Genomic DNA, 25,565 nt, shown 5'->3' on the forward strand with positions numbered 1-25,565 from the left:
GAGTCGTTCAGGCCGAGCCAGATCACCGCCGGGGGCACCCAGGCGACGGAGGGCAGGGACTGCAGGCCGGACAGGATCGGGCCGATCGCGGCGCGCACGAACTTCACCCGGGCGACGACGAGGCCGAGGGGGGTGCCGATGGCGAGGGCGAAGAGGAAGCCGAGCAGGCCGCGCGAGACGCTGGTCCAGATGTAGTCGAGGAGGGTGCCCTGGAGCCAGGCGGTGCGGACCTCGTCCCAGACCGCGCCGGGGGAGGGGAGCTTGTAGGAGGGGGCGACCTCCAGCCACACCAGCAGCTGCCACACCGCCAGCACTAGCGCGACGGCGGTGATGGGGGGCAGGACCTTGCGCACCAGCGTTTCGCGCAGGGGGGTGCGGGTGGTGGTGACGGCGTCCAGGGCGTCCAGGCCGGCTTCGAGGCCGGCGAGGTCGGCGCCGTCCTTGGCGGTGGTGTCAGTGCTGGCCATGGCGGCGGATCTCCCCACGCAGTTCTTCGGTGATCTCGACGGACAGCTCGGCGACCGCGCTGTCCTCGATACGGCGCGGGTGGGCGATGCCCACCGTCCACTCCCGGGCGATGCGCCCGGGGCGGGAGGAGAGCAGGACCACGCGCTGGGCGAGGCGGACGGCCTCGCGCACGTTGTGGGTGACGAACAGCACCGACAACCCGGTCTCGCGCCAGATGCGGGTCAGCTCGTCGTGCAGCACATCCCGCGTGATCGCATCCAGAGCGGCGAACGGCTCGTCCATCAGCAGCAGCTTGCTGTCCTGCGCCAACGCCCGCGCCAGAGCCACCCGCTGACGCATACCGCCGGACAGCTCGTGCACCCGCTTGCCGTACGCGCCGTGCAGGCGCACCAGCTCCAGCAGCTCCTCGGCACGCCCCCGCCGCTCCGCCTTGGGCACGCCGCGCAGCTTCAGGGCGAGTTCGATGTTCTTGCCCGCGGTCAGCCACGGGAACAGGGCGTGCTCCTGGAACATCAGCGCCGGACGCCCGTCCGTGCTGATGCTCCCGGCGCTCGGCCGGTCCAGGCCCGCGACCAGGTTCAGCAGGGTGGACTTGCCGCAGCCCGAAGCACCGAGAAGGGTGACGAACTCGCCCGGCGCGACATCCAGCGAGATGTCGTCGAGGACGAGCTGCTGCCCCGCGGGGCCGGCGAAGGACTTCGAGACGTGCTCGATACGCGCGGCGTGCTCCACGGACGTGTCCGTGTCGACTGCCTTGGCGAGGGCGGTTGCCATGGTCGTCACCTCCTGGGAACTCATCTGGACTGGTGGCTCACTTGACGCCGAGGCCGGCGTCGGCGGCCCCGGGTTCGCCCTCGGCGCTGAGGACCCTGTTGAGTGCGGTCAGGTCGTAGATGCCGGTCAGGTCCGGCTTCTCCAGCAGGCCCGCCGCGACCGCGTGGTCGGCCTGCGCGTCGAGCGTGGCGGCCAGCGGATCGTCGGTGAACTCGATGGAGGGCCAGGCCCGGTCGATGACATCGGCGGGCAGCGGCTTGCCGGTGTCCGCCGCCAACTGGGCGTTGGCGGACGCCTTGGCCTTGTCGGGGTGGGCGTTGATCCACCGGTTGGCCTCGACGGAGGCCCGCAGGACGGCCTCCACGGCCTTCGGGTGCTCCTTGAGGAAGGACTGCGACACGATCACATTGGTGATCACGAACTTCTTGTCCGGCCACAGGTCCGCCTCGTCCAGCAGCACCTTCGCGCCCTCGGCGACCAGCTTCGAGGCGGTCGGCTCCGGCACCCACGCCCCGTCGATCGAGCCGGACTGGTACAGGTTCGGCGTGACCTTGTTGTCGGAGCGGACCACGGACACATCGCCCTTGCCGCTCTGCGCGTCGACCTTCCAGCCCTGCTCGGCGACCCAGTTGAGGAAGGCCACGTCCTGCGTGTTGCCGAGCTGCGGAGTGGCGATCCGCTTGCCCTTGACGTCCTTCAGGGACTTGATCTTCTTGGGGTTGACCACCAGCTTCACCCCGCCGGAGGCCGACCCGGAGACGATCCGCAGGTTGGTGCCGCCCGCCTTGGTGTAGCCGTTGATGGCCGGCGAAGGGCCGATCCACCCGATGTCGACGGACCCCGAGTTCAGCGCCTCGATCTCGGACGGACCGGCGTTGAACGTCGAGAACTTGGCCGTCGTCCCGCCGAGCGCCTTCTGGAAGATCCCCTCGTGCCGCCCCACCAGCGCGGTGGCGTGGGTGAGGTTCCCGAAGTAGCCGATGCGCACCGAGTCCAGGCCGTCGACCTTCGCCGCGCCCGGGATGGCCCCCTCGCTGTTCTCCACGGCCTGGGAGCCGTAGCCGCAGGCGGCCGCGAGCGCGAGCAGCGGCAGCAGGGCCACTGCCGCGAGGGCACGGCGCAGGGCGGCGGGGATGGCAGGCACGGGGGAGGGGTTCCTCTCGGTGGCCCGGCTCGCGCGCCCTATCGAGCGCGGCCGGGGATGCGGCGGTGGTGCGGGTGCGGGATCACAGCGGACATCGCGTCGTCCGGCACATCGGGATCGAGACCGACGTCATCGACGTCATCGGCGTCATCGGCGTCGTCATCATCGGCGTCGTCATCATCGTCATCGTCAGAAGTCCCACCCGTCGTCCTCGGACTCGTCCTTGACGGGTTCCGGGGAGGCGAAGGACTCGCCGACCATGCCGGCGGTGAGCGTGGTGCCGTCGCTGGGGTCGATCAGGATGAACGAACCCGTGCGGCGGGAGTCGGCGTAGGAGTCGACCGGGAGCGGCTCGGCGGTACGGATCTTCACCCGGCCGATGTCGTTGGCGACGAGCTGTCCCGGGTGCGGGTGCAGGGACAGGTCGTCCAGCGTGAGCCGGGAGGGGATGTCCTTCACGATCGCCTTGACCGTGCGGGTGCCGTGCTTGAGCAGGACCCGGTGACCGACGGTCAGCGGGGCGTCGGCGACGTGGCAGACGGTGGCCTCGATGTCCTGGGTGGTCGGCGGCGCGTCCTTGCTGGGCACGATCAGGTCGCCGCGCGAGATGTCGATGTCGTCCTCCAGCAGGAGGGTCACCGACTGGGTGGTCCAGGCGACGTCGACCGGCTCGCCGAGCAGGTCGATGCCGGAGATCCGGGTGGAGCGGCCCGAGGGCAGCACGGTGATCTGCTCGCCGACGTGGAAGGAGCCCGCCGCGATCTGACCGGCGTAGCCGCGGTAGTCGGGGTGCTCGGCGGTCTGCGGCCGGATCACGTACTGCACGGGCAGCCGGGCGTGGCAGTGGCTCAGGTCGTGCGAGACCGGCACCGTCTCCAGGTGCTCCAGCACCGTGGGACCGCCGTACCAGTCCATGTTCGCGGACGGCTCCACCACGTTGTCACCGGCGAGCGCCGAGATCGGGATCGCGGTGATCTCCGGGACGCCCAGTTCGGTCGCGTACGCCGTGAACTCCTCGGCGATGGCGGCGAACACGGACTCCTGGTAGTCGACCAGGTCCATCTTGTTCACGGCGAGGACCACGTGCGGGACGCGCAGTAGCGCGGCCAGGGCGGCGTGGCGGCGGGTCTGCTCGACGACGCCGTTGCGGGCGTCGATGAGGATCACCGTCAGCTCGGCGGTGGAGGCGCCGGTGACCATGTTGCGGGTGTACTGCACGTGGCCCGGGGTGTCGGCGAGGATGAACCGGCGGCGCGGGGTGGCGAAGTAGCGGTAGGCGACGTCGATGGTGATGCCCTGTTCCCGTTCGGCGCGCAGGCCGTCGGTGAGCAGGGCCAGGTCGGGGGTGTCCTGGCCGCGGTTGCGGGAGGCGTGCTCGACGGCCTCCAGTTGGTCGGCGAGCACCGACTTGGAGTCGTGGAGTAGCCGTCCGACGAGTGTGGACTTGCCGTCGTCGACCGAACCGGCCGTGGCGAACCGCAGAAGGGTCGTCTCGGTGAGTTCCGTGGTGGTGCTCATGCTTAGAAGTACCCCTCGCGCTTACGGTCTTCCATCGCGGCCTCGGACAGCTTGTCGTCCGCCCGCGTCGCGCCCCGCTCGGTGAGCCGGGAGGCCGCGATCTCGGCGATGACCGCCTCCAGGGTGGTCGCGTCCGAGTCGACGGCGCCGGTGCAGGACATGTCGCCGACCGTGCGGTAGCGGACGAGCCGCTTCTCGACGGTCTCGCCCTCCTTGGGGCCGCCCCACTCGCCGGCCGTCAGCCACATGCCGCTGCGCTTGAACACCTCGCGCTCGTGCGCGAAGTAGATCTCCGGCAGCTCGATGTCCTCGCGGGCGATGTACTGCCACACGTCCAGCTCGGTCCAGTTGGACAGCGGGAAGACCCGTACGTGCTCGCCGGGCGCGTGCCGGCCGTTGTACAGGTTCCACAGCTCGGGCCGCTGCCGGCGCGGGTCCCACTGGGAGAACTCGTCCCGCAGCGAGAACACCCGCTCCTTGGCGCGCGCCTTCTCCTCGTCGCGCCGCCCGCCGCCGAAGACGGCGTCGAACCTCTCGCTCTGGATCTTCTCCGTCAGCGGCAGCGTCTGCAGCGGGTTGCGGGTGCCGTCCGGGCGCTCCTTGAGCACGCCCCGGTCGATGTAGTCCTGCACGGAGGCGACGTGCAGCCGCAGCCCGTGCTTGGCGACGGCGCGGTCGCGGTACTCGATGACCTCGGGGAAGTTGTGCCCGGTGTCCACGTGCAGCAGCGAGAAGGGGATCGCCGCCGGGGCGAACGCCTTCAGCGCCAGGTGCAGCATGACGATGGAGTCCTTGCCGCCGGAGAACAGGATCACCGGCCGCTCGAACTCGCCCGCCACCTCACGGAAGATGTGCACCGCCTCGGACTCCAGCGCGTCCAGGTGGGAGAGGGTGTACGGGGTACGCGTGCCCTCCACGGTGGAGACGGTCGTCGTCATGCCAGGCCCCTTTCGGTGAGCAGGGCGTACACGGCCGCCGCGGACTCCTGCACGGTCTGGTTCTGGGACTCGATGCGAAGGTCGGGGGAGACCGGCTCCTCGTACGGGTCGTCGACCCCCGTCAGCCCGGACAGCTCGCCCGCCGCCTGCTTGGCGTACAGGCCCTTCACGTCACGCTCGCTGCACACGTGGACCGGGGTGGCCACATGGATCTCCAGGTACGGCGCACCGCTGGCCTGGTGGCGCTTGCGCACCGCCTCACGGCTGTCGGCGTACGGCGCGATCACCGGCACCAGCGCCTTGACGCCGTTACGGGCGAGCAGGTCGGCGAGGAAGCCGATGCGCTGGACGTTGGTGTGCCGGTCCTCGCGGCTGAAGCCGAGGCCCGCGGAGATGAACTCGCGGATCTCGTCGCCGTCGAGCACCTCGACACGGTGGCCCTCCTCGCGCAGCCGGCCGGCCAGCTCGTACGCGATGGTGGTCTTGCCGGCGGACGGCAGACCCGTGAGCCAGACGGTGGCTCCGGTCGTCACGTGGTTCTCCTGATTCTCCGGAAACGGGGTCGTGGTCACAGGTGCAGCCCGCACTCGGTCTTGGCGCGGCCCGCCCAGCGGCCGGCGCGCGCGTCCTCGCCCTCCAGCACCCGCCGGGTGCAGGGGGCGCAGCCGACGGAGGCGTAGCCGTCCATCAGCAGCGGGTTGGTCAGTACGCCGTGTTCGGTGACGTAGGCGTCCACGTCCTCCTGGGTCCACTTGGCGATGGGCGAGACCTTGACCTTCTGCCGCTTCTCGTCCCAGCCGACGACCGGGGTGTTCGCCCGGGTCGGGGACTCGTCGCGGCGCAGGCCCGTCGCCCACGCCCGGTAGCCGGTGAGGCCCTCCTCCAGCGGCTGGACCTTGCGGAGCCTGCAGCACAGGTCGGGGTCGCGGTCGTGCAGCTTCGGCCCGTACTCGGCGTCCTGTTCGGCGACCGTCTGGCGCGGGGTGAGGGTGATGACGTTGACGTCCATCACCGCCTCCACCGCGTCCCGGGTGCCGATGGTCTCGGGGAAGTGGTAGCCGGTGTCGAGGAAGACGACGTCGACGCCGGGCAGCACGCGCGAGGCGAGATGCGCGACGACCGCGTCCTCCATCGAGGAGGTGACGCAGAAGCGGGAACCGAAGGTGTCGGCGGCCCACTTCAGGATCTCCAGCGCGGAGGCGTCCTCCAGCTCACGGCCCGCCCGCTCGGCGAGCGCCTTGAGATCCTCGGCGGTGCGATCTTCCTGAGCGGTCGTCATATCCCGTCTCCCCCTGCGTCGTTCGCCTGAAGACCGCGGGCCAGCAGCCCGAGGAACTTCAACTGGAAGGCCCGGTTGCACGCCGCGCACTCCCACGCGCCGTGGCCCTGTTCGCCGGGACGGAGGTCCTCGTCACCGCAGTAGGGGCAGTAGAAGGGGGCGGCCCGCTCGCTCATGAGAGGGCCTCCTCCGAGGCGCGCGCCGCCCAGGTGGCGAACCGCTCGCCGTCCTCGCGCTCGGCCTGGAACCGCTTCAGGACCCGCTCGACGTAGTCGGGCAGTTCCTCGGCCGTCACCTTCAGACCGCGCACCTTGCGGCCGAACCCGGCCTCCAGGCCCAGCGCGCCGCCGAGGTGCACCTGGTAGCCCTCGACCTGCTCGCCCCGGTCGTTGAGGACCAGCTGCCCCTTGAGACCGATGTCCGCCACCTGGATACGGGCGCAGGCGTTCGGGCAGCCGTTGATGTTGATGGTGATCGGCTCGTCGAAGTCCGGGATGCGGCGCTCCAGTTCGTCGATCAGCGAGGCGCCGCGCGCCTTGGTCTCGACGATGGCGAGCTTGCAGAACTCGATGCCGGTGCAGGCCATGGTGCCGCGCCGGAACGGGGACGGCTTGGCGGTCAGGTCCAGCGCCTCCAGGGCCTCGACCAGCGACTCGACCTGGCCCTCCTCGACATCGAGGATGATCATCTTCTGCTCGACGGTGGTCCGCACCCGGCCCGAGCCGTGCGCCTCCGCCAGCTCGGCGATCTTCGTCAGGGTGGCGCCGTCCACGCGGCCCACGCGCGGGGCGAAACCGACGTAGAAGCGGCCGTCCTTCTGCCGGTGCACACCGACGTGGTCGCGCCAGCGGGCGACGGGCTCGGCGGGGGCGGGGCCGTCGATGAGCGGACGCTTCAGGTACTCGTCCTCCAGCACCTGCCGGAACCTCTCGGCGCCCCAGTCGGCGACCAGGAACTTCAGGCGGGCGCGGGTGCGCAGCCGCCGGTAGCCGTAGTCGCGGAAGATGCCGATGACTCCGGCCCACACGTCCGGGACCTCGTCCAGCGGCACCCAGGCGCCGAGCCGCACACCGATCTTGGGGTTGGTGGACAGTCCACCGCCGACCCACAGGTCGAAGCCGGGGCCGTGCTCGGGGTGGACGACACCGACGAACGCGATGTCGTTGATCTCGTGCGCCACGTCCAGCAGCGGCGAGCCGGAGATCGCCGTCTTGAACTTGCGCGGCAGGTTGGAGAACTCCTTGCTGCCGATGTAGCGGCTGTGGATCTCGTCGATGGCGGAGGTGCCGTCGATGATCTCGTCCGCGGCGATGCCCGCGACCGGCGAGCCGATGATCACACGGGGCGTGTCACCGCACGCCTCGGTGGTGGACAGGCCCACCGCCTCCAGGCGGTTCCAGATCTCGGGCACGTCCTCGATCCGGATCCAGTGGTACTGGACGTTCTGCCGGTCGGTGATGTCCGCGGTGCCGCGCGCGAACTCCTGCGAGATCTCACCGATGACGCGCAGCTGCTGCGTGGTCAGCCGTCCGCCGTCGATGCGCACGCGGAGCATGAAGTACTCGTCGTCCAGCTCCTCCGGCTCCAGCACGGCGGTCTTGCCGCCGTCGATGCCCTGGCGGCGCTGGGTGTACAGACCCCACCAGCGCATGCGTCCGCGCAGGTCGTTGGGGTCGATGGAGTGGAAGCCGCGCTTGGAGTAGATCGTCTCAATGCGTGTCCGCACATTGAGACCGTCGTCGTCCTTCTTGAACTGTTCGTTGCCGTTCAGCGGGGTGAAGTGCCCCGCGGCCCACTGGCCCTCGCCGCGGTGACGGCTCGCCTTGCGGCGCGGGGTCGCGGCGGCAGGGTTTGCAGGGGTGGCGGCCATGGTTGGTACGTCCTTCGGGACAGGCGGGAAAGCGGCTCTGACCTGCGCGGAAGCGCGCACGGGCAGTCGTGCGCCTCATTGCGCAGGAAAGCAGGCAAAAGGGGGAGATCCGGGCGGTGCTGGAGTACTCTCAGCGCGCCGGACAGATGGCGCTGGACATGCGGCCGAGGTCGACGTGCCGCCGACTCACCAAGGCAATTCCAGTTCCAGGCATGACGGAAGCGTGTCACGGCGATCTGGACACAGTCCAGCTTCGTCCATCATGCGGACACCCCTGTCCCGTAGAGTGAGACAGGGGTGTCCTTGGTCACATAGCGGGCCGGTGCCGCATCACGCAGGTCAGGCGGGGTAGGCCCCCGGCCAGGGTCCCGGAGTGGCCACCTCCGGCTGCTCCTCGACCTTGGTGTCGAACAGCTTGAAGCCCCGGCGCTGGTAGTTGGCCATCGCGTGCTCGCCGTCCAGGCTGCAGGTGTGCAGCCACACCCGCTTCGTCGGCGCCCGCCCCGGCCAGCGCTCGGCGAGGTCCCAGGCGCGGGCGGCGCCGTAGGAGAGCAGGTGGCCGCCGATGCGGCGGCCGCGGAAGGCCGGGAGCAGCCCGAAGTACTCGATCTCCACGACCCCGTCGTCCTGCGGGTTCAGCTCCACGTACCCGGCCGGCGTGCCCCGGTCGTAGGCGACCCAGGTCTCCACTCCGGGGCGCTCCAGATGCGCCAGCCACTGGGCGTGGCTCCAGCCGAGCCGGTCGATCCAGCGGATGTCACCGCCGACGGAGGCGTACAGGAAGCGGCTGAACTCGGGGGAGGGGACCTCGGAGCGGACGATCCGCACCTCGCCGTCGGGGGCGGGGGCGGGCAGCAGGTCGGCGGGGTCCGTCTGCTCCAGGGACCAGGTGGTCACGGGAATGTTGGGCATGCCGACCAGGGAATCATCTAGTCCAAGGATCTGTCGATCGCGCTCAGCGGCAGTGCGAACAGGGTCCGCCCCGACTGCGCCCAGACCTCGCCGGTCTCCTCCCAGTAGGACAGGGAGGACGTCGCCGCGCTCCAGCAGCGCCGCGTGGCGTCGTCCCCGCAGTGCGCCACCTTCGCGCCCTTCGCGGTCTGCCGCCACAGGGTGCCGTGCTCCTCGTCCGCCTGTGCCACATACCAGCGGGAGCGGTAGGACAGGACGGCGCCGGGGCCGCCGACCTCGGAGCGGTACGCCTCGGTGGCCCTGCCCGTGTCGAGCAGGCCGGTGCGCTCCGGGTCGGAGCTGAAGTCGTAGCGCCACAGCCGGTCGCCGGAGCGGGCCACCAGGCTGTCGGGCGCGGTCGTGCGGTCCAGGGAGATACGGGTGGGGTTCGGTCCGTCCGGGCGGTACACGCCGACCGCGGGCAGGGTGAACCGGGACCCGGTCGGGCCGCTCTCGCGCTGGACGCGGCGCACGTCGTAGACATAGAGCCCGTCACCCGTGCTGACCAGGAGCTTGTCCTGGTACCAGACCATTCCGGTGACGCGTCCGCGCAGCGCGGGCCGGGCGTCGTCCTCGGTGGCGGGGGCGGCCAGGCCCACCCAGGTGTAGCGCAGCTCCTCGGGGTCGGTGGCGTCGACGAAGGCGACCCGGGAGGCGGTGCCGTCGGACCAGGCCGACAGCACGACCCGCTGCTCGCCCCAGTGGCCGTCGTCGTCGGCGTCGCCGGAGGTGGTCAGCGGGCCCGGCCGCCAGCCGCGGGTGTCGGCGGCGTCCCAGCAGTAGGCGCGGGTGGGGGCGGGCGCCACCGGGAGCGCCGCGCGCTCGACGGCCGTGCAGTCGGCGGCGCCGCGCAGGGTGTGGTCGGCGTCGGCGAGCACCGCGCGCACCCCGACGGGGCGGCCCTGCTCGTCCGTGAGCCGGTCCAGGGTCCGCTCGGGCACCAGTTCCTCGGTCAGGCGCAGGGTGTTCAGCTCGGCGCGGGAGGTGAGCGGCTTGATCGCTCCGGGGTCGTCGTCGACCGTGGCCTGGGAGGCGCTGATCATGGTGGCGGCGGCGGTGAGCGCCAGCGCGGTACCGGCCAGTACTCCGCGCAGCGCGCGGCCCCGCTTGCGCCGACGGTGTCTGCCGCGTTGCTTCTTCATGCCGTCCTCCCGAGGGCGGGCCAACTGCGCCTGATGATCCGTGCGTTGACCAGGGAGCAGGTGGGGTGGCCCAGAGGGGATGCTACGACAGTGCGGGACGGTCGGGGACGAAGACCGAGCAAATACCCAGAAGATGCCTACCTGAGCGATTCAGGCGGTACGCGCCCGGCTACTGTTGGTGCGCGCCGTGTCGCGCCCGGTCCCTGGCCACCGCGGGCGCCGTCGACTGGGGCAGCAGGTCCCGGGGGTCGCGGGGGAGCAGCACCTCGACCTCCGCGTCATCGCAGAAACGATACGGCCGATGCTGCAGCAAGGCCCCCAGGTAGCGCCGCACCCGCGACATCTCCGCCCGCACCGTCACCGTGCGGCCCGCGTCGCCGAACACCTCCTCGGCCAGCCCCGCCGCGCTGCGGCCCTCCCGGTCCAGCGCGAGCAGATACAGCAACTCGGCATGCCGGGGACTCAGTTCATGACTCCAGGAACCCGCCGCCCCCGTCACCGTCAGCGCCCCGCCGCGCGGCTGCGACAGATCCAGCACGATCCGCGTGCCCTCGCCCGGCACCGGCTCGTCGGCCGGTCTGACCAGCCAGCCGCCCGCCAGCGGCTCCACCGCGCACAGCCCGATCCCCGGCAGCCACCGGCGGCCCGCCGCGAGCGGCCTGGGCAGCGCGATCCGGCCCGTGTACGGCATCCCCGTCACTCCCGCGCACCAGCCGTCCCGGTCCACCACCAGCGCCTGCCCCGACAACCGGGACAGCACCGGCGCCGCCACCGCCCGCAGCCGCTCCAGCGACGACATGTGCAGCTCCCGCAGCCGCGCCTCGGCGAGCTTGGCCACCGAGTCCACCCAGGCCAGGGTCGCCGGATGCATCGTCTCCAGCGGCCCGCTGACGTCCACCACGCCGATCAGCCGGCCGTCGCGCGGGTCCGTGATCGGGGCCCCGGCGCACGTCCAGCTCGCGTGCGTACGCACGAAGTGCTCGGCGGCGAACACCTGCACCGGCCGCCCCACCACCGCCGGGGTGCCCACGCCGTTGGTGCCGACGACGTCCTCCCGCCAGTCGGCGCCCAGCTCGAAGCCGAGGCTGTCCGCTTTGCGCAGCACCGGCGCGCTGCCCTCCCGCCACAGCACGCGCCCCTCCTCGTCGGCGACGACCATGATGTGGTGGGCGATGTCCGCGACCGACAGCAGACCCTCGCGCAGCACCGGCAGCACATGGCGCAGCGCGCTCGTCTGCCGCCGCCGCTGCACTTCCTCGTGGGAGAGCAGACCGGTGCGGAAGTCGTGGTCGGGGTCGACCCCGCTGCGCAGCATCCGGCCCCAGGACTCCTCGATCACCGGGCGGGGCGCGACCGGTGCGCGCTGCCCGGAGAGCGTGGCGTTGCGTACCTCGCTCAGCACTCGCGCCGCGCGCGCCGCGTCGACGGCGGCCAGCTGCGTCACGTCCATCGGTGACAGGGCCACGAGTCCTTCCCCCTCGGGGTGCGTCGATTACTGACCGGATGTCTCATCCTGCTCCTCTCGGGGTGCGGAAGGGTGCACTCCGGCCAGAGGGGACAGAAAGTTGCAACCCCTTGCAACCCTGGTGGTCGGCTTCGAGCTGATTGAAACTTGAGCGAACACCGTCCCGAGCGGTGTTCGCGGCCTCGAACGGGCCTGCGAGGGGGTGGTGCCGTGTCGGCGCAGCACCACCCCCTCCCTCCGGGGGTTCGCCGGATCGCCCACCGGGGTGGGGGGTGCCTTTGTGCTGGCGGGTGCGGGTGTGTGGGGGTTGTTCGCGCAGTTCCCCGCGCCCCTCGGGGGCTTGGCCTTCGGCCTTTGCCCGTTCGCCCACCGGGGTGGGGGTTTCTGGTTTTGTGGCGGGTGCGGCTGTGTGGGGGCTTGTCGCGCAGTTCCCCGCGCCCCTAAGGGTTGGTCTGCGGCCTCGCCCGTTGCAGGAGTTCGGGCAGGTTCAGTGTCGGCGGGAGGGTGCCGAAGGTCGCGCCCCCGTCTCTTCCCAGGCGGGCGGCGCAGAAGGCGTCCGCTACCTGCGGTGGGGCGAAGCGGACCAGGAGGGAGGCCTGGAGGACCAGGGCCAGGCGTTCGGTGAGTCTTCTCGCGCGGGCTTCCACGGACTCCAGGTCCGCCAGTTCCGTCAGGACGTCCTTGATGGCCGCGTCCAGGCGGTGGTCGGCGCCCCGGGCCCGGCCGATTTCCTGGAGGTAGGCGTTCAGGGACTCCGGTTCGCGGCGCAGGGCCCGTAGGACGTCCAGGCACTGGATGTTGCCCGCGCCCTCCCACACCGAGTTCAACGGGGACTCACGGACCAGACGGGGCATGCCCGACTCCTCGACGTAGCCGTTGCCGCCGAGGCACTCGGACGCCTCCACCGTGACCGGCGTACAGCGCTTGGTCACCCAGTACTTGGCGGCCGGCACCGCGATCCGCAGCAGCGCCCGCTCCTGCTCACCCCCGTCGTCGTACGCCGCCGCCAGCCGCAGCGCGAGCGTCGTCGCCGCCTCCGACTCCAGCGCCAGGTCGGCCAGGACCGCGCGCATCAGCGGCTTGTCGGAGAGCCGCCCGCCGAACGCCTCGCGGTGGTCGCAGTGGTGGATCGCCTGCGCCACCGCCTGCCGCATCAGCCCCGCCGACCCCAGCACGCAGTCCAGCCGGGTCGCCGCCACCATCCCGATGACGGTGCGCACCCCGCGCCCCTCCTCTCCGACCCGGCGCGCCCATGTCCCGGCGAACTCGACCTCCGACGAGGCGTTGGCCCGGTTGCCGAGCTTGTCCTTCAGCCGCTGGAGCAGGAAGACATTGCGGGTGCCGTCCTCCAGGACGCGCGGGACGAGGAAGCAGGTCAGGCCGCCCGGCGCCTGCGCGAGCACCAGGAAGCCGTCCGACATCGGCGCCGAGCAGAACCACTTGTGCCCGGTCAGCTCGTACGACACCCCGTCCCCGAGCGGACGCGCCACCGTGGTGTTGGCGCGGACGTCGCTGCCGCCCTGCTTCTCCGTCATCGCCATCCCGAACAGCACCCCGGCCTTGTGCCGCGCGGGCCGCAGCTCACGGTCGTACACCTCGGACGTCAGCCGCGGCTCCCACTCCGCGGCCAGCTCCGGCTCCTGGCGCAGCGCGGGCACCGCGGCATGGGTCATGGACAGCGGGCAGCAGGTGCCGGCCTCGACCTGCGTCCACACCAGGAACCCGGCCGCCCGCCGGACATGGCCGCCGGGCCGGTCCCAGGCCGCCGTCAGACCCGCCGCCACGCCCTTGCCGAGCAGCCGGTGCCACGCCGGATGGAAGTCGACCTCGTCGACGCGGTTGCCGTACCGGTCGTGGGTGCGCAGCCGGGGCGGGTACTCGTTCGCCTGCGCCGCCCACTGCTGCAGTTGCGCGGCGCCGGCCGAGCGACCGAGCGCCGAGAGGTCCGCGCGGGCCTCGTCGAGCAGCTCCGGGGCGAGGTGCCGTTCCACCGCCTCGGTCAGCGCCCGGTCGGCGGCGTACACGTCGTAGCCGACCAGGGGCGGAGGCTGGTTCGTCACGGTGTGGGTGGTCCCGTCCATAGGTGTGAACCTACCGTTCCGTATCGGGACGGTCACGCCGCCGACGCGGCCGCCCCCCGGCGGGACGGAAGCGGCCCTGATGGCGGATACCGTTAGTCCGTGCAGCCAGCAAGTGAATCCCCTCAGCGGCCGTCCGGCCGACTCCACCGCGCGCGTGCCCTCTACCGGGACGTTTCCAAGCGCAGGACCGCCTGGCTGTTGCTCAAGGACACGGTGAACTCCTGCATCGAGTACCGGATCCTCGGGCTCGCCGCGGAGGCGGCCTTCTTCACGCTGCTGTCCGTGCCGCCGCTGCTGCTGAGCATGATCGGACTGCTCGGCTACGTCGACGACTGGACCGGCACCGACACCATCACCAGCCTGGAGGAGAACCTCCTGGAGGCGTCCCGCACGGTCCTGTCCGACAAGGGCGTCCGGCAGATCGCCCAGCCGATCCTCGACGACGTGATGAAGGGCGGCCGCCCCGACGTCATCTCCATCGGCTTCCTGTTCGCCCTGTGGTCGGGCTCGCGCGCGGTGAACGTCTTCATAGACACCATCACCGTGATGTACGGCCTCGACGGAGTCCGCGGCATCGTCAAGACCCGGCTCGTCGCCTTCGTACTCTTCCTGGTCGCCCTGGTGATCGGTTCCATCGCGCTGCCGCTGATGGTCGCGGGACCGGACGCGGTCCTCAACGTCCTGCCGTGGTCGGAGACGGTCGTCCAAGTGCTGTACTGGCCGGTCGTCATCCTGCTGTCGATCGCCTTCCTCACCACGCTGTACCACGTCTCCGTGCCGGTCCGCTCCCCGTGGATCGAGGACGTGCCGGGCGCGCTGGTCGCCCTCGGCATGTGGGTCCTCGGCAGCTTCCTGCTGCGCATCTACCTCACCAACACCGTCGAGGGCGCCACCATCTACGGCTCCCTCGCCGCCGCCGTCGCCGTCCTGCTCTGGATCGGCGTGTCCGCTTTCGCGGTGCTCGTCGGCGCCGCCGTCAACGCCGCGATCGACCGCGTCTGGCCGGCCGCCGCCACGGCCGCCGCCCGCGACGCCAACGAACGGCTGCGCGAGGCCCAGGTCGCCGAGTACGTCGCCCGCGCCGCCGCCCAGCGCGAGGCCGCGGCGGAGGACCCGGACGACCCCGACATGCCCTCGGAGTTCCCCGAACGCTGGTCCCGCTTCCTGCCCCCCGAGGACGTGACCTCCCGCCTGCGCACCCACGTGAAGAGCACGCATCCCCCGCACAAGCCGGACGACTGCTGACGGGGCGCCCGGCGACCGGTGACCCGGGGCCGACTCCGGCGCCTGCGGCGGCCCGACGAGCTGCGGCTCCCGCCCGGCTGGTCACCGGCACGGGTCGGAGGCGCCGGTTCGTCCTTCGACGGACTGCGCGGCGCCCGTCCGGGAACGCGTGCCGCGTTGCCCGGCGGGTCGTTCCGTCTTCCCGGCGGAGCCGTGTCCGCAGCGGACTGAGAAGCCCCGCGACCGGCCCGTGCTCCCGGCCCAGCCCGCAGGACCGCTCACCGCGAGCCCTCCGGGCGTCCGGCGCCGGGGCTCATGCCTTCCAGGCACCCCCCGCCGCCGCCTCGCGGGCGAAGTCGGTGAAGTCGCGGGGGCGGCGGCCCAGGACCTGCTCGACGCCGTCGGTGAGGTGGGCGTTGCGGCCGTCGAGGAGGGTTGCGAAGACCTCGACCAGGAAGTCCGCCTCCTCCCGCGGGATACCGAAGCCGGTCAGCTGCTCCGCGTACGCCCGCGCCGGCACCGGCGTGTACGTCAGCTCCGTGCCCGTGGCCGCCGCGACCTCCGCGACCGCCTCCCGGAAGGACAGCAGGCGCGGGCCGGTCAGCTCCAGGGTGCGTCCCACGTAGGCGTCCCCGGCCGACAGCACGGCCGCCACCACCTCCCCGATGTCCCGCACGTCGAGGAACGGCTCCGGCACCTCGCCCGCCGGGAACACCAGTTCCCCGCCCCCGCGCAGCCCGTCGGCGAGCGGGCCCTCGCTGAAGTTCTGGGCGAACCACGCCGCCCGGACGACCGTCCAGTCCGCGCCCGACGCCTTCAGCGCCTCCTCGGTGGGCCGCGCCTGGTCCTCGCCGCGCGCCGACAGCAGCACCAGCCGCCGTACGCCGAGCCCCACCGCCTCCCGGGCCAGCGCCCCGATGCCCTCGGCGGCGGCCGGGTCACTGATGTCGGTCGGGTACATCAGGTACGCCGCGTCGCAGCCCCGCAGGGACTCCGCCCACGTCGTCGGGTCACCCCAGTCGAAGCCCCGCGCGCGCGTCGCCTCCCGTACGCCGAGCCCCGCCGTGCGCAGGGCCTCGGCCACCCGGCTGCCGGTACGGCCCGAGGCGCCGGTCACCATCACTGTCGTGTTCCGCGTGTTCGTCGTCATGCGTCCAGTCAACGGCGGCCGGGCCCAACGCCCCATCGCCGAACGGCTCATTCCCATAAGCGCGCGTCTACCCTGGCGCCATGGACGCCCTCGCAGGTCTCCTCGACGGGCCGCGCGCACGCGGTGCCTTCATGATCCGTGCCTGCTTCGAGCCGCCCTGGTCGGTGCGCATCGAGGACCGCGCCCCGCTGACCTTGATGCTCATGGTGCGCGGCGACGCCTGGATCACCCCGGACGCCGGTGAACCGCTGCGCCTCGGCCCCGGGGACCTCGCCATCGCCCGCGGCCCCGACCCGTACACCTGCGGCGACCGCCCGGACACGGCGCCGCAGGCCGTGATCCTGCCGGGCGCCGAGTGCTCCTACCCCGACGGCCGCCCCCTCAACGGCTCCATGGACCTCGGGGTGCGCACCTGGGGCGACCGGCTCGACGGCCCGGCCGTCATGCTGATCGGCACCTACCTGTGGCAGGGCGAGGTCAGCGGACGGCTGCTGGACGCCCTGCCGCCCCTGCTCGCGCTCACCGCCGACGTGTGGGACTGCCCGCTCACGCCGTACCTGATGACGGAGATCGTCCGCGACGAACCCGGGCAGGAGGTCGTCCTGGACCGCCTGCTCGACCTGCTGGTCATCGCTGCGCTGCGGGCCTGGTTCTCCCGCCCCGAGGCGGCGGCGCCCGCCTGGTACCGGGCGATGGGCGACCCCGTCGTGGGCAGGGTGCTGCGCCTCGTGCAGGACGACCCCGCCCACCCCTGGACCGTGGCGTCCCTCGCCGCCAAGGCCGGGGTGTCCCGGGCCGCGCTCGCCCGCCGCTTCACCGAACTGGTCGGCGAGCCGGTGATGACATACCTGACCGGCTGGCGCCTCGCCCTGGCCGCCGATGCCCTCCGCGACACCCCCGACACCCTTGAGGCGATCGCCCGCCGCGTCGGCTACGGCAGCGCGTTCGCCCTGTCCAGCGCCTTCAAACGGGTGTACGGGGTGAGCCCGCAGGAACACCGGGAGAGGGGAGCGTAGGCGCGTGTACCGGGAACGGCCGTCCCGGCTCCCCGGAGCCGTCGTCTGGGCCAACACCGCCTCCGCGGGCGGCGGCCGGGTGCTGCCCGACGGCTGCATGGACCTGCTCTGGCACGACGGAGAACTGATCGTCGCGGGCGCCGACACCCGGGCCCACCTCACGCGGGACGGCGGCGCCTGGTACGGCGTGCGCTTCTTCCCCGGCGGCGCCCCCGCCTTCCTGGGCGTACCCGCGCACGAACTGCGCGACCGGCGCGTCGACCTCACCGACCTGTGGCCCGCCCGGGAGGTACGGCGCCTGCACGGCCGCATCGCGGGCGCCGCCGACGTGCCGACCGGGCTCGAAGAGGCGGTCCTGGAGCGTGCCGAGCCGCCCGATCCGCTGCTGCGACAACTCGTGGCGGCCCTGGACGCCGGACGGCCGGTCGCCGCCACCGCCGACGAACTCGGGCTCGGCGCACGGCAGTTGCACCGGCGCTCCCTGAACGCCTTCGGATACGGCCCCAAGACCCTCGCCCGCATCCTGCGCTTCGGCGCGCCCTCGAACTGGCCCGTGCCGAGGTCCCGTTCGCCGCGGCGGCGGCCCGCGCCGGGTACGCCGACCAGGCCCATCTGGCGCGCGAGGTAAAGGAGTTGGCGGGGGTGCCGCTCGGGGTGCTACTGGGCCGGGTCTAGCGGGGCAAACAGGTCGACGCCGTTGCCGTCCGGGTCGTGCACGACCGCGTACCGCTGGCCCCAGAAGGCGTCCCAGGGCTTCAACTCCCCGTGGTACCCGGCGCCGACGAGGTCGTCGTAGACCGTGTCCACCTCGGCCGGGCTGTCGCAGCGCAGAGCCAGCGCGTGCCGGGGGCTTCCGGTGGGCGGCTGCCAGCCGGGGTTGAAGGAACGGGCCGTCTCCTCGGTGTCCAGCATCAGCCGCAGCCCGCCGGGCAGCGGCGCCTCGGCGTGCGCCTCGGACTCGGCCCCCTCGGGGAACTCGAACCCGAGACGGCGGTAGAAGGTGACGGCGGCGGCCATGTCGGAGACGACGAGACCGAAGGCATCGAATCGCGGAGTCATGCGGCCACGGTAGGCAGGGGTGGGGGTGGGGGTCTTGAAAGAAACGGACATGGGCGGGCGCGGGGGCTACAGGGGGTGCGGGGGCTTGAGGGAAACGGACACGGCCGGATGCGGGCGGGTGGGGTCCGGGAGGAAGTGGACACGGGCAACGGCGGGGCTCAGCCGAAGGTCACGGGCCCGTTCGGGGAGTCCAGTGCGAACGACATGCCGACCGGGCCCTCCGCCACCGGGAAGCCGGTGCCGAGCAGGGCCAGCAGGGACCGGATCTCCTCCGGGTCCGGCGCGGTCGCGGAGACCGACAGCAGCGGCACCGTCGGCAGGCCCGAGTCCGTCGGATGCGCGGACCCGCCCCAGTCGATCAGGAAGGGCACCAGGCCGGAGGGGTGGGCGCCGGCGCCGTCGGTGAGCCGCCAGCGCAGCAGCGTGCCGTCGGGACGGCGTCGGCTCATGGGAATGACCGGCCCGGGGTCGTAACCGCGGGCGCGGGCCCGCTCGACCGCCGCGTCCAGGTCGGGCGGACTGATCGCCCAGGTGATCGTGCGCGGAGCCGGAAGGGTGTCGACGCCGAAGGGGCGCGGGGTGCCCGGGTCGGTCTGCTCCGGGTCCGGCCCGATGATCTCCAGATAGGCGCGGCCGCCCAGTCCCACCAGGTAGTTGCGCGTGCCCCGGCCCTCGTGGGCGCCGCCCGGGGCGGGGGTGACGCCGGTGCGCCGGGCGAAGTCGGCGACCGTCGCGGCCAGATCGGGGGTGGCGAGGACAAGATGGTCCAGCAGGGCTGGGATCGTGTTCATCGGGGTCGAGGCTATGCGGACCGCCCTTCCTGTGGAACAGGTGTGCGGCAGGATGAGCGGCATGATCAGACAACGGGGTGTCCTGTCCGTCCTGCTCCTGTCCGCTCTCCTGCTCACCGGCTGCGGTTCCGAGAAAGCCACGGACCCGGCCGCCGACCGGGCCGCCGACCAGTCCGAACTCGCCGCCCGCGCCTCGGCGTTGGGCATCGCGCCGGAACACGTCTACGTCACCGAGGCCCCCGGCTTCACCCTCGCCCAGCAGTCCGTGGGCGTCCTCGGCGACGACGGCTTCTCCGCGGTGTACGTCTCCCAGGAGACCGGCGCCCAGCTCCAGCTGTCGGTGGACCGCGGCACGATGACCGCCGAGACCTGCGCCGAGGGCGCGAGCGCGCCCTGCGAGAAGGACGGCGACGCCTGGTACCGGGGCCAGGAGTACGCCGTACCGAAGAAGGGCCATGTCGTACGCGTCTCGGGCGAGGCCATTTCCCGCGATGTGCTCCGGGAGGCCGCCGAGGCCGTGCACCGGCCGTCGGACGCCGAACTGGATGCCCTGCTGCCGCCCGCCGGGGAACGCGAGGGCGGCGGCAGCGGCCCGGTGGAGCGCGGCGACCTGCCGACGACCGGCGACGGGGCCCCGCTCAACGACCAGAACGCCACGGGGTGAGCGGTGGGTGACCAGGACGCCACCGGGTGAGCGATCGGTGACCGGGACGCCGCGTGGTGAACGGTCGGTGACCAGGACGCCGCGTGGTGAACGGCCGGTGAGAGAGCGAATCGGTTCCTGAAAACCGGGCCGTCACTCCTCCGCGATCCTCCCGAACTCGTCCATCGGCGGATGCAACCGCATCGGCCCGTACTCGTCGTGGTCGGAGTCCCGGACCGGCTCGGGGCCGTCCGGACCCACACGGAGCATGCGCTCGACCCGGCACAGACGGAACCGGCGGCCCGCCACGGACACCTCGTCGGCACGGCCCAGGGACCGGAACCGCTCGGCCGCCTCGGCGTACAGGGAACGCGTGGTCTCGTCGTACTGGTACAGGACCGCCCACACCTCGGACATGCCGTCGTACAGCTGGCGCCGGGCCTCGTGCGGGGACGGTGCGAGACCCCCGGCCGGCTCCCAGCCGGACGCGCCGCGCTCCACCACGCCGAACGCCGTCGGCAGCAGGACGACATCCGGGTGGGACAGCACCGCCTGCCGGGAATCGGCGCGCACCCGGTCCGGCACCCGGTCACCGGCGTACACGAAGGAGCGCAGGCCCAGCCGGATCGCCCCGGCCATCGGGCCCTCGTCGTGCCCCGGGTCCAGCACGAAACCGACGTCCGGGACGGACGGCTGACGGCGCGGACGCTCCCAGGACCGGTCCGCCGGTTCGGGATCCGTGGGCCTCGGCGGCTCCAGGTCCTCGCCGTCGCCGCGGGAGAACTCGTCGGCGCGCACCACCCGGTAGCGCACCCCGCACACCGTCACCTCGTTCACCGGCTTCTCCTCCAGCACCGCCACCGCGGCCAGCAACTCCCGCCGTACCGCCGGATCGTCCGTGCCGTCCTTCGCCGTGAACCACAGATGGGAGTTCAGGCCGTCCCGGGCCACCTGCGGCATCGGATCCACCACCGGCTTCAGCAGCCGCCACTCGGGTCCCTCGGCCGGATCCTGCACGGCGACACCGAACACCGGGCCGCGCAACGCCAGATGGGGATAGCGCAGTGAGGCGTCCACCGCGTCCGCCTCCCGCACCCAGGCGGTGGGGTCGTCACGGCGGATCAGCTCCTCCTGGAGCGCGTCGATGCGTTGCCGCCAGTCATCGGTCATGCACGCATTGTCGTGGCGGCCGCGGGCGCCCGAACCCCGAACCGACCCAACCGCCACGGGTGTTGACGTCCTGGCTCGTAGGCTCTGGGCATGCGTCCACGGCTGCTCGTCTTCACCCGTACCGCCGACTACCGGCACGACTCCATCCCGGCTGGCGTCGGTTGCCTGCGCGCGCTGGGGGAGTTCGACATCGACCACACCGAGGATCCGGACGCCCTCGCCGGGACCCTGGACGCGTACAGCGCCGTCGTCTTCCTCTCCACCAGCGGTGAGGTACTGACACCGGCCGGGCGGGAGCGCCTGGCCTCGTACATCGAGCACGGCGGCGGCTTCGCCGGGGTGCACGCCGCGGCCTGCACCGAGTACGACTGGCCCTCCTACGGGCACCTGCTCGGCGCCCGCTTCGACCGCCATCCCGAGCTACAGCCCGGACGCGTCCTCACCGAGGACACCGACCACCCCGCCACCCGCCATCTGCCGCCCGCCTGGAACTTCACGGACGAGTGGTACGACTTCCGGGCCAACCCCCGGGCAACGGTCCGGGTGCTGCTGTCCGCCGACGAGTCCTCGTACGCGGGCGGCGGCATGGGCCCGGACCACCCGCTCGCCTGGTGCCGGGAGCAGGGCTCCGGACGCGTCTTCTACACGGCACTCGGGCACACGGCCGAGGCATACGGCGACGCCCGCTTCCGCGCCCACCTCAGGGGCGGCATCGCCTGGGCGGCGGGCATCACGCCTTAGGCCGGGGCCCTGCCGTGCTCGCCCGTTCCACCAGGCGCGTCGACAACTCCGTGCGCGTGCTCTCCGGCCGGTCCCCGTCCATCATCCGCACCAGCAGGTGCAGCGCCGTCGCCGCCATCTCCGACAGCGGCTGGCGGACGGTCGTGAGCGCCGGACTGATCCAGCGGGACTCCGGCAGATCGTCGAAGCCCACGACACTCACGTCCTCCGGAACCCGCAACCCGCGCTCCGCCAGAGCCGCGTAGACCCCGTGGGCCAGCCGGTCCGAACACACGAACACCGCCGTCGGGGGCTCGGGCAGATCCAGCAGCTCCAGGGTGCGCCGGTGCGCCAGACAGTCCTCCGCACCCGCGTAACGGACATACTCCGGCCGATGCCGCACCCCGGCCGAGGCCAGCGCCGAACGGTACCCGGCCACCCGCGCGTCACCCGCCATCGTGCGCCGGCGGCCCGCCACCACGCCGATCCGCTCATGGCCCAGCGCCAGCAGGTGCTCGGTCGCCGTCACCCCGCCCCGCCAGTTCGCCGCGCCCACCGACACCACGCCCGGCGGCGGCTCCTGCTCCGGGTCGATCAGCACGAACGGGATGCGGTGCTGCTCCAGCCGGGCGTACTGGGCGGCGGTCAGATCCGGCAGGTGCAACAGCACCCCCGCGGAGCCGCGCGCGGTCAACCTCTCCTGCCAGCCCCGCTCCGGGCGGGCACCGCTCGGGCGGGGACGCGCGGCGGAGACCACTACGTCCAGGCCCGCGTCCCGCGCCGCCGACTCCACACCGTGCAGCACCGTCCCGGACCACGACGTGTCCAGCGCGTGCACGACGAGGTCGACCAGGCCCGGTGCGCGGACGGCGTCGAAGCGGGGGCGGCGCACGTATCCGAGGCGGTCCAGGGCCTCGGTGACCCGTCTGCGGGTCTCGGGCGCGACGTCCTCCCGTCCGTTGACCACCTTGGAGGCGGTCGGCACCGACACCCCGGCCTCACGGGCGACGACCGCCAGGGTCGGCCCGGCGGCCGCACTGCCCGTACGCACCATCAAGTCACCTCTGTGTGGGATGGGTCGGTCGCCTGCGGGCGCTTTCTGCCGTTGTCGAGACGGTGATCGTGCTCAGCCCTTCGGGCCTCCGCGCTCCCCCACGCTCGGCTTCGCTCGCGCGGGAGGTGCCCCCATACCGTCTCGACAACGGCGCGCCCTCCGGCTCCCTCCCGGCCGGTGGCCTGCGTTCTTGTGGACCTTGGTGGGCCTGTGCCCCTGGTTTGGGTTGTCTGGGGCCCGGGGTCTTTATGCCACTCGGGTCATGTCTGAATGGCTTACCCGGTGTTGCAAGGGGGAGTTGGTCGCTACGCGTTCCAACTCCTCTGTCACTATTTGGCCCAGTCTGTTGAGTTCGTTGCCCAGTGAGCCTGCGATGTGGGGGGTCAGGAATACGTTCGGGAGGTCGTAGAGGGGGGAGGTGGGGGGCAGGGGTTCCGGGGTTGTTACGTCCAGTACTGCTTGTAGGCGGCCTCTGATCAGTTCCTCCGTCAGGGCGTTCTGGTCGATCAGCGCCCCCCGGGACGTGTTGATCAGTACCCCTCCGTCCCGGATCAGGGACAGGCGGGGCGCGTTCAGCATGTGGTGCGTCTCGGGGAGGTCCGGGGCGTGCAGGCTCACGATGTCGCTTCGGCTCAGCAGGTCTTCCAGGGGGAGCAGTTGGGCGCCGAGTACTGCCGCCTCCTGCTCGCTCACGTACGGGTCGTGGAGCAGCACCTCGAAGTCGAACGGGCGCAGCAGTTCCAGGAGTCGGCGGCCCACCCGTGAGGCTCCGATGACGCCGACCCGGCGGCCCACGTTGCCGATGCGGGCCGTTTCGGCGGGGGAGGGCTGTGTGCGGGTGTCGCGGTAGCGGTCGCGCTGGGCGAACGCGTCCTTGCCGGTGAGCAGGATCATCGCGAGCGTGTACTCCGCCACGGGCAGCGCGTTGGCGGCGACCGCGCTGGAGACGCTGATACCGCGCTCCCACACCGCGTCGCCGACCAGCGCGCGCACCGAGCCCGCCGAGTGCAGTACCGCGCGGAGCCGGGGTGCGGCGGCCAGGGCCTCGGCGTCCAGGTGGGGGCAGCCCCAGCCGGTGATCAGTACGTCGGCCCGGGCCAGCGCGTCGGCGACCGACGGGTCGGTGAAGTCGCGGACCACCAGGGCCGGGTCCAGGTCGGCCGTGCGGCGCAGGCGGGCCATGAGGGGCGGCGGGAAGAGCTGGGGGAGGTGCACCGGATCCAGCGCGAACACGGCTCTTGGCGGCTGAGGACTTGGCATGAGTCTCCTACGCGCTTGTGCGCTGAGCGGGGCCGGGGCGAGTGGACGACGGTTGTAGAAAGCGCATTCTATTGCGGGTCCACCGTAGATCCGGTGGGAAGCGGTGGTCAATCGGTCGTGCACGCGTCCCGTCGGCCCCGGGTACCCCGAGTGGCCGAGCGGGGACGTCCTGTACCGGAATACATTCGGGCGATGTGATGCTCTGATGTGAACGGTGCGGAAGCGTGGCGAAGGGCTGGTGGGCGCATGGCGGCGAACCGGACGCAACCCGTGGTCAGCACCCCCTACGGGGCTGTGCGCGGCAGGTACGAGCAGGGCGTCGCGGTGTTCCGCGGCATCCCCTACGCGGCACCCCCCTTCGGCCCCCGCCGGTTCCGGCCGCCGCTGCCGCCGGAACCCTGGGAGGGCGTGCGCGACGCCGGTGCCTTCGGGCCCACGGCGCCGAAGCCGCCGTACTCGGAGGCCTTCGCCCAGTACCTCTCCGACCCCGTGGTGGCGGGCGACGACTGCCTCAACCTGAACGTCTGGACCCCCGAGCCGGACCCGGGGGCGCGGCTCCCCGTGATGGTGTGGCTGCACGGGGGCGCGCTGACCAGGGGCTCGTCCGCCGTGCCGGTCTACGACGGGCGGCACTTCGCCCGGGACGGGATCGTGCTGGTCTCGGTGAACTACCGGCTGGGTGTGGAGGGGTACGGACTGTTCCCCGACGTCCCCGCCAACCCGGGGCTGCGGGACCAGCTCGCCGCCCTGGAGTGGGTGCGCGAGGCGATCGGGGCCTTCGGGGGCGACCCCGACCGGATCACGCTGTTCGGGCAGTCCGCGGGGGCCATCAGCGCCGGCGCGCTGCTCGCCGCCCCGCAGGCGCAGGGCCTGGTCAGGCGGGCGATCCTGCAGAGCGGGCCGCCCGAGGTGTCCGAGCGGGACAAGGTACGCCGGATGGTGCGCCGCATGGCCACCCGGCTGAAGATCCCGGCCACCGCCGCCGCCTTCGCCGAGGTCGACCGGGAGCTGCTGCTGCGCACCCAGGCCGACGTGGGCAGACTCAGCAGTCCGGTGCTGGGCGGGCCGGCCTTCGGGATCGTCGAGGACGGTGACCTCGTGCCCCGCGACCCGCTGACCGCCCTGACCGAGGGCGGGGCCGCCCGCGGGGTCGATCTGATGGCCGGGTGGACGCGTGACGAGTACCGGCTGTGGCTGGTGCCCGGCGGGCTGGTGGAGCGGGTGGACCGGCTCGGACCGGTCGCGCTGGCCGGGGCGATGGCCCGCTGCCACTGCGGGCACGAGGTGCCCCGCGGCTACCGCGCCCTGCACCCCGAGGCCGGTACCGCCGAGATCGTCGGCCAGATGGTCACCGACCACCTGCTGCGCGTCCCCGTGCACCGCCTGGCCGACGCCCGCCCCGAGACCACGCATGTGTACGAGTTCGCCTGGCCCTCCAACCGCCCCGGCCTCGGCGCCTGCCACGCCCTGGAGCTGGGCTTCGTCTTCGGCACCGGCGAGACCCCCGAGTCCGTGAAGCTCGCCGGTGAGGGCGCCCCGCGCGAACTCTCCGGGGCGATGCACCGCGCCTGGGTCCGCTTCGCCGAGACCGGCGACCCCGGCTGGGAGCACTGGGACCCCAGCCACCCGGTCCGTGTCTTCGGCGAGGGCGACCCCCACACGGTCTACGGCCCCCGCGACCGCCAGCTGGCCCTGTGGGCCGCCGACCCCGCCTCCACGGCACCGGCGGAACCGACACCTGCCACTACCGCTTTGCCGCTACGGGGGACGGAACTCCGCTCGGTCGTACGACGACTCCGGCTGCCGGGGGCGGTACGGCGGGACTGACCGCGTGCGTGCACAAGAACT

General features: G+C 72.4%; 25 protein-coding genes and 1 pseudogene. 6 read left to right on the plus strand and 20 right to left on the minus strand.

The genetic code is table 11. The features are described 5' to 3' along the window. The 14 genes from ACZ7L7_RS00005 to ACZ7L7_RS00070 all read right to left on the minus strand — a co-directional run. Positions 1-467, minus strand: a 467-nt coding sequence (locus tag ACZ7L7_RS00005; protein WP_472074259.1) for an ABC transporter permease, incomplete at its 3' end; no start/stop codon positions are given. Further along, positions 454-1,242 (minus strand): ABC transporter ATP-binding protein, encoded by a 789-nt coding sequence (locus tag ACZ7L7_RS00010; protein WP_093718744.1) that lies wholly within the window; start codon positions 1,240-1,242, stop codon positions 454-456. The genes ACZ7L7_RS00010 and ACZ7L7_RS00005, both read right to left, overlap by 14 nt. 37 nt (positions 1,243-1,279) lie before the next feature. Further along, positions 1,280-2,377 carry an aliphatic sulfonate ABC transporter substrate-binding protein gene (locus ACZ7L7_RS00015; RefSeq protein ID WP_453602944.1) on the minus strand — a complete coding sequence of 366 codons (1,098 nt, stop codon included), beginning with the start codon at positions 2,375-2,377 and terminating at the stop codon, positions 1,280-1,282. Between the two features lie 198 nt (positions 2,378-2,575). Beyond that, entirely contained in the window at positions 2,576-3,904 is a 1,329-nt protein-coding gene (locus ACZ7L7_RS00020; protein WP_453602935.1) for a sulfate adenylyltransferase subunit 1, read from the minus strand. A 2-nt stretch (positions 3,905-3,906) separates the two neighbouring features. Continuing rightward, positions 3,907-4,842, minus strand: coding sequence for a sulfate adenylyltransferase subunit CysD (gene cysD, locus ACZ7L7_RS00025; RefSeq protein ID WP_471592843.1), 936 nt, complete (start codon positions 4,840-4,842; stop codon positions 3,907-3,909). Beyond that, on the minus strand, positions 4,839-5,414 hold the full coding sequence (cysC, locus tag ACZ7L7_RS00030; RefSeq protein WP_285513044.1) for an adenylyl-sulfate kinase: 576 nt from the start codon (positions 5,412-5,414) through the stop codon (positions 4,839-4,841). The genes cysD and cysC overlap by 4 nt, the downstream gene beginning before the upstream one ends. Continuing rightward, the gene (locus tag ACZ7L7_RS00035; protein ID WP_471430130.1) at positions 5,411-6,121 is read right to left on the minus strand and encodes a phosphoadenylyl-sulfate reductase; all 711 of its coding nucleotides are present in this window, start codon (positions 6,119-6,121) and stop codon (positions 5,411-5,413) included. The genes cysC and ACZ7L7_RS00035 overlap by 4 nt, the downstream gene beginning before the upstream one ends. Further along, complete coding sequence (locus ACZ7L7_RS00040; RefSeq protein ID WP_093718738.1) at positions 6,118-6,297, minus strand: hypothetical protein; 180 nt, start codon at positions 6,295-6,297, stop codon at positions 6,118-6,120. The genes ACZ7L7_RS00035 and ACZ7L7_RS00040 overlap by 4 nt, the downstream gene beginning before the upstream one ends. Further along, entirely contained in the window at positions 6,294-7,991 is a 1,698-nt protein-coding gene (locus tag ACZ7L7_RS00045) for a nitrite/sulfite reductase (protein WP_285513042.1), read from the minus strand. Before ACZ7L7_RS00045 ends, ACZ7L7_RS00040 begins: the two co-directional genes overlap by 4 nt. 130 nt (positions 7,992-8,121) lie before the next feature. Further along, positions 8,122-8,205, minus strand: coding sequence for a putative leader peptide (locus ACZ7L7_RS00050; RefSeq protein ID WP_310887545.1), 84 nt, complete (start codon positions 8,203-8,205; stop codon positions 8,122-8,124). A 125-nt stretch (positions 8,206-8,330) separates the two neighbouring features. After that, the gene (locus ACZ7L7_RS00055) at positions 8,331-8,903 is read right to left on the minus strand and encodes a GNAT family N-acetyltransferase (protein ID WP_285513041.1); all 573 of its coding nucleotides are present in this window, start codon (positions 8,901-8,903) and stop codon (positions 8,331-8,333) included. A 17-nt stretch (positions 8,904-8,920) separates the two neighbouring features. Beyond that, complete coding sequence (locus ACZ7L7_RS00060; protein ID WP_471592845.1) at positions 8,921-10,084, minus strand: hypothetical protein; 1,164 nt, start codon at positions 10,082-10,084, stop codon at positions 8,921-8,923. A gap of 169 nt (positions 10,085-10,253) precedes the next feature. After that, on the minus strand, positions 10,254-11,549 hold the full coding sequence (locus ACZ7L7_RS00065) for a GAF domain-containing protein (RefSeq protein ID WP_285513039.1): 1,296 nt from the start codon (positions 11,547-11,549) through the stop codon (positions 10,254-10,256). 440 nt (positions 11,550-11,989) lie between these two features. Beyond that, a complete protein-coding gene (locus ACZ7L7_RS00070; RefSeq protein ID WP_472074260.1) occupies positions 11,990-13,630 on the minus strand; it encodes an acyl-CoA dehydrogenase family protein in 1,641 nt (546 codons plus the stop codon). Positions 13,631-13,729: 99 nt separating this feature from the next. Here ACZ7L7_RS00070 and ACZ7L7_RS00075 point away from each other — a divergent pair, with 99 nt between their 5' ends. Next, the gene (locus ACZ7L7_RS00075; RefSeq protein ID WP_285513037.1) at positions 13,730-14,875 is read left to right on the plus strand and encodes a YihY/virulence factor BrkB family protein; all 1,146 of its coding nucleotides are present in this window, start codon (positions 13,730-13,732) and stop codon (positions 14,873-14,875) included. 292 nt (positions 14,876-15,167) lie between these two features. Here the strand turns inward: ACZ7L7_RS00075 and ACZ7L7_RS00080 are convergent, their stop codons facing one another. Further along, a complete protein-coding gene (locus tag ACZ7L7_RS00080; RefSeq protein ID WP_453602928.1) occupies positions 15,168-16,004 on the minus strand; it encodes an NmrA family NAD(P)-binding protein in 837 nt (278 codons plus the stop codon). 80 nt (positions 16,005-16,084) lie between these two features. On the opposite strand from ACZ7L7_RS00080, the gene ACZ7L7_RS00085 reads away from it, so the two are divergent. Together ACZ7L7_RS00085 and ACZ7L7_RS00090 are read left to right on the plus strand one after the other, a co-directional pair. After that, the gene (locus ACZ7L7_RS00085) at positions 16,085-17,020 is read left to right on the plus strand and encodes an AraC family transcriptional regulator (RefSeq protein ID WP_471592848.1); all 936 of its coding nucleotides are present in this window, start codon (positions 16,085-16,087) and stop codon (positions 17,018-17,020) included. 4 nt (positions 17,021-17,024) lie between these two features. After that, positions 17,025-17,695 (plus strand): annotated as a pseudogene (locus ACZ7L7_RS00090) (DUF6597 domain-containing transcriptional factor). Here the strand turns inward: ACZ7L7_RS00090 and ACZ7L7_RS00095 are convergent. Together ACZ7L7_RS00095 and ACZ7L7_RS00100 are read right to left on the minus strand one after the other, a co-directional pair. Further along, complete coding sequence (locus ACZ7L7_RS00095) at positions 17,678-18,079, minus strand: VOC family protein (RefSeq protein ID WP_285513033.1); 402 nt, start codon at positions 18,077-18,079, stop codon at positions 17,678-17,680. The pseudogene ACZ7L7_RS00090 and the gene ACZ7L7_RS00095 sit on opposite strands and share 18 nt — an antisense overlap. Positions 18,080-18,237: 158 nt before the next feature. Continuing rightward, positions 18,238-18,870, minus strand: a complete 633-nt coding sequence (locus ACZ7L7_RS00100) for a VOC family protein (RefSeq protein WP_472074261.1) — start codon at positions 18,868-18,870, stop codon at positions 18,238-18,240. 61 nt (positions 18,871-18,931) lie between these two features. Between ACZ7L7_RS00100 and ACZ7L7_RS00105 the strand changes: the two genes are divergently transcribed. Continuing rightward, on the plus strand, positions 18,932-19,534 hold the full coding sequence (locus tag ACZ7L7_RS00105) for a hypothetical protein (protein ID WP_472074262.1): 603 nt from the start codon (positions 18,932-18,934) through the stop codon (positions 19,532-19,534). A gap of 132 nt (positions 19,535-19,666) precedes the next feature. On the opposite strand, the gene ACZ7L7_RS00110 is transcribed toward ACZ7L7_RS00105, so the two are convergent. Beyond that, a complete protein-coding gene (locus ACZ7L7_RS00110) occupies positions 19,667-20,683 on the minus strand; it encodes a DUF5954 family protein (RefSeq protein WP_453602921.1) in 1,017 nt (338 codons plus the stop codon). A gap of 90 nt (positions 20,684-20,773) precedes the next feature. On the opposite strand from ACZ7L7_RS00110, the gene ACZ7L7_RS00115 reads away from it, so the two are divergent. After that, positions 20,774-21,424, plus strand: coding sequence for a ThuA domain-containing protein (locus tag ACZ7L7_RS00115; RefSeq protein ID WP_285513030.1), 651 nt, complete (start codon positions 20,774-20,776; stop codon positions 21,422-21,424). On the opposite strand, the gene ACZ7L7_RS00120 is transcribed toward ACZ7L7_RS00115, so the two are convergent. Both ACZ7L7_RS00120 and ACZ7L7_RS00125 read right to left on the minus strand, forming a co-directional pair. Beyond that, entirely contained in the window at positions 21,414-22,457 is a 1,044-nt protein-coding gene (locus ACZ7L7_RS00120; protein ID WP_285513029.1) for a LacI family DNA-binding transcriptional regulator, read from the minus strand. The genes ACZ7L7_RS00115 and ACZ7L7_RS00120 overlap by 11 nt on opposite strands. Before the next feature lie 246 nt (positions 22,458-22,703). Next, positions 22,704-23,717, minus strand: coding sequence for a hydroxyacid dehydrogenase (locus tag ACZ7L7_RS00125; RefSeq protein WP_285513028.1), 1,014 nt, complete (start codon positions 23,715-23,717; stop codon positions 22,704-22,706). Positions 23,718-23,963: 246 nt separating this feature from the next. Between ACZ7L7_RS00125 and ACZ7L7_RS00130 the strand changes: the two genes are divergently transcribed. After that, positions 23,964-25,544, plus strand: a complete 1,581-nt coding sequence (locus ACZ7L7_RS00130) for a carboxylesterase/lipase family protein (protein ID WP_472074263.1) — start codon at positions 23,964-23,966, stop codon at positions 25,542-25,544. The last annotated feature ends 21 nt before the right edge of the window (positions 25,545-25,565 follow it).

The organism is Streptomyces sp. NPDC110618, assembly GCF_055657065.1.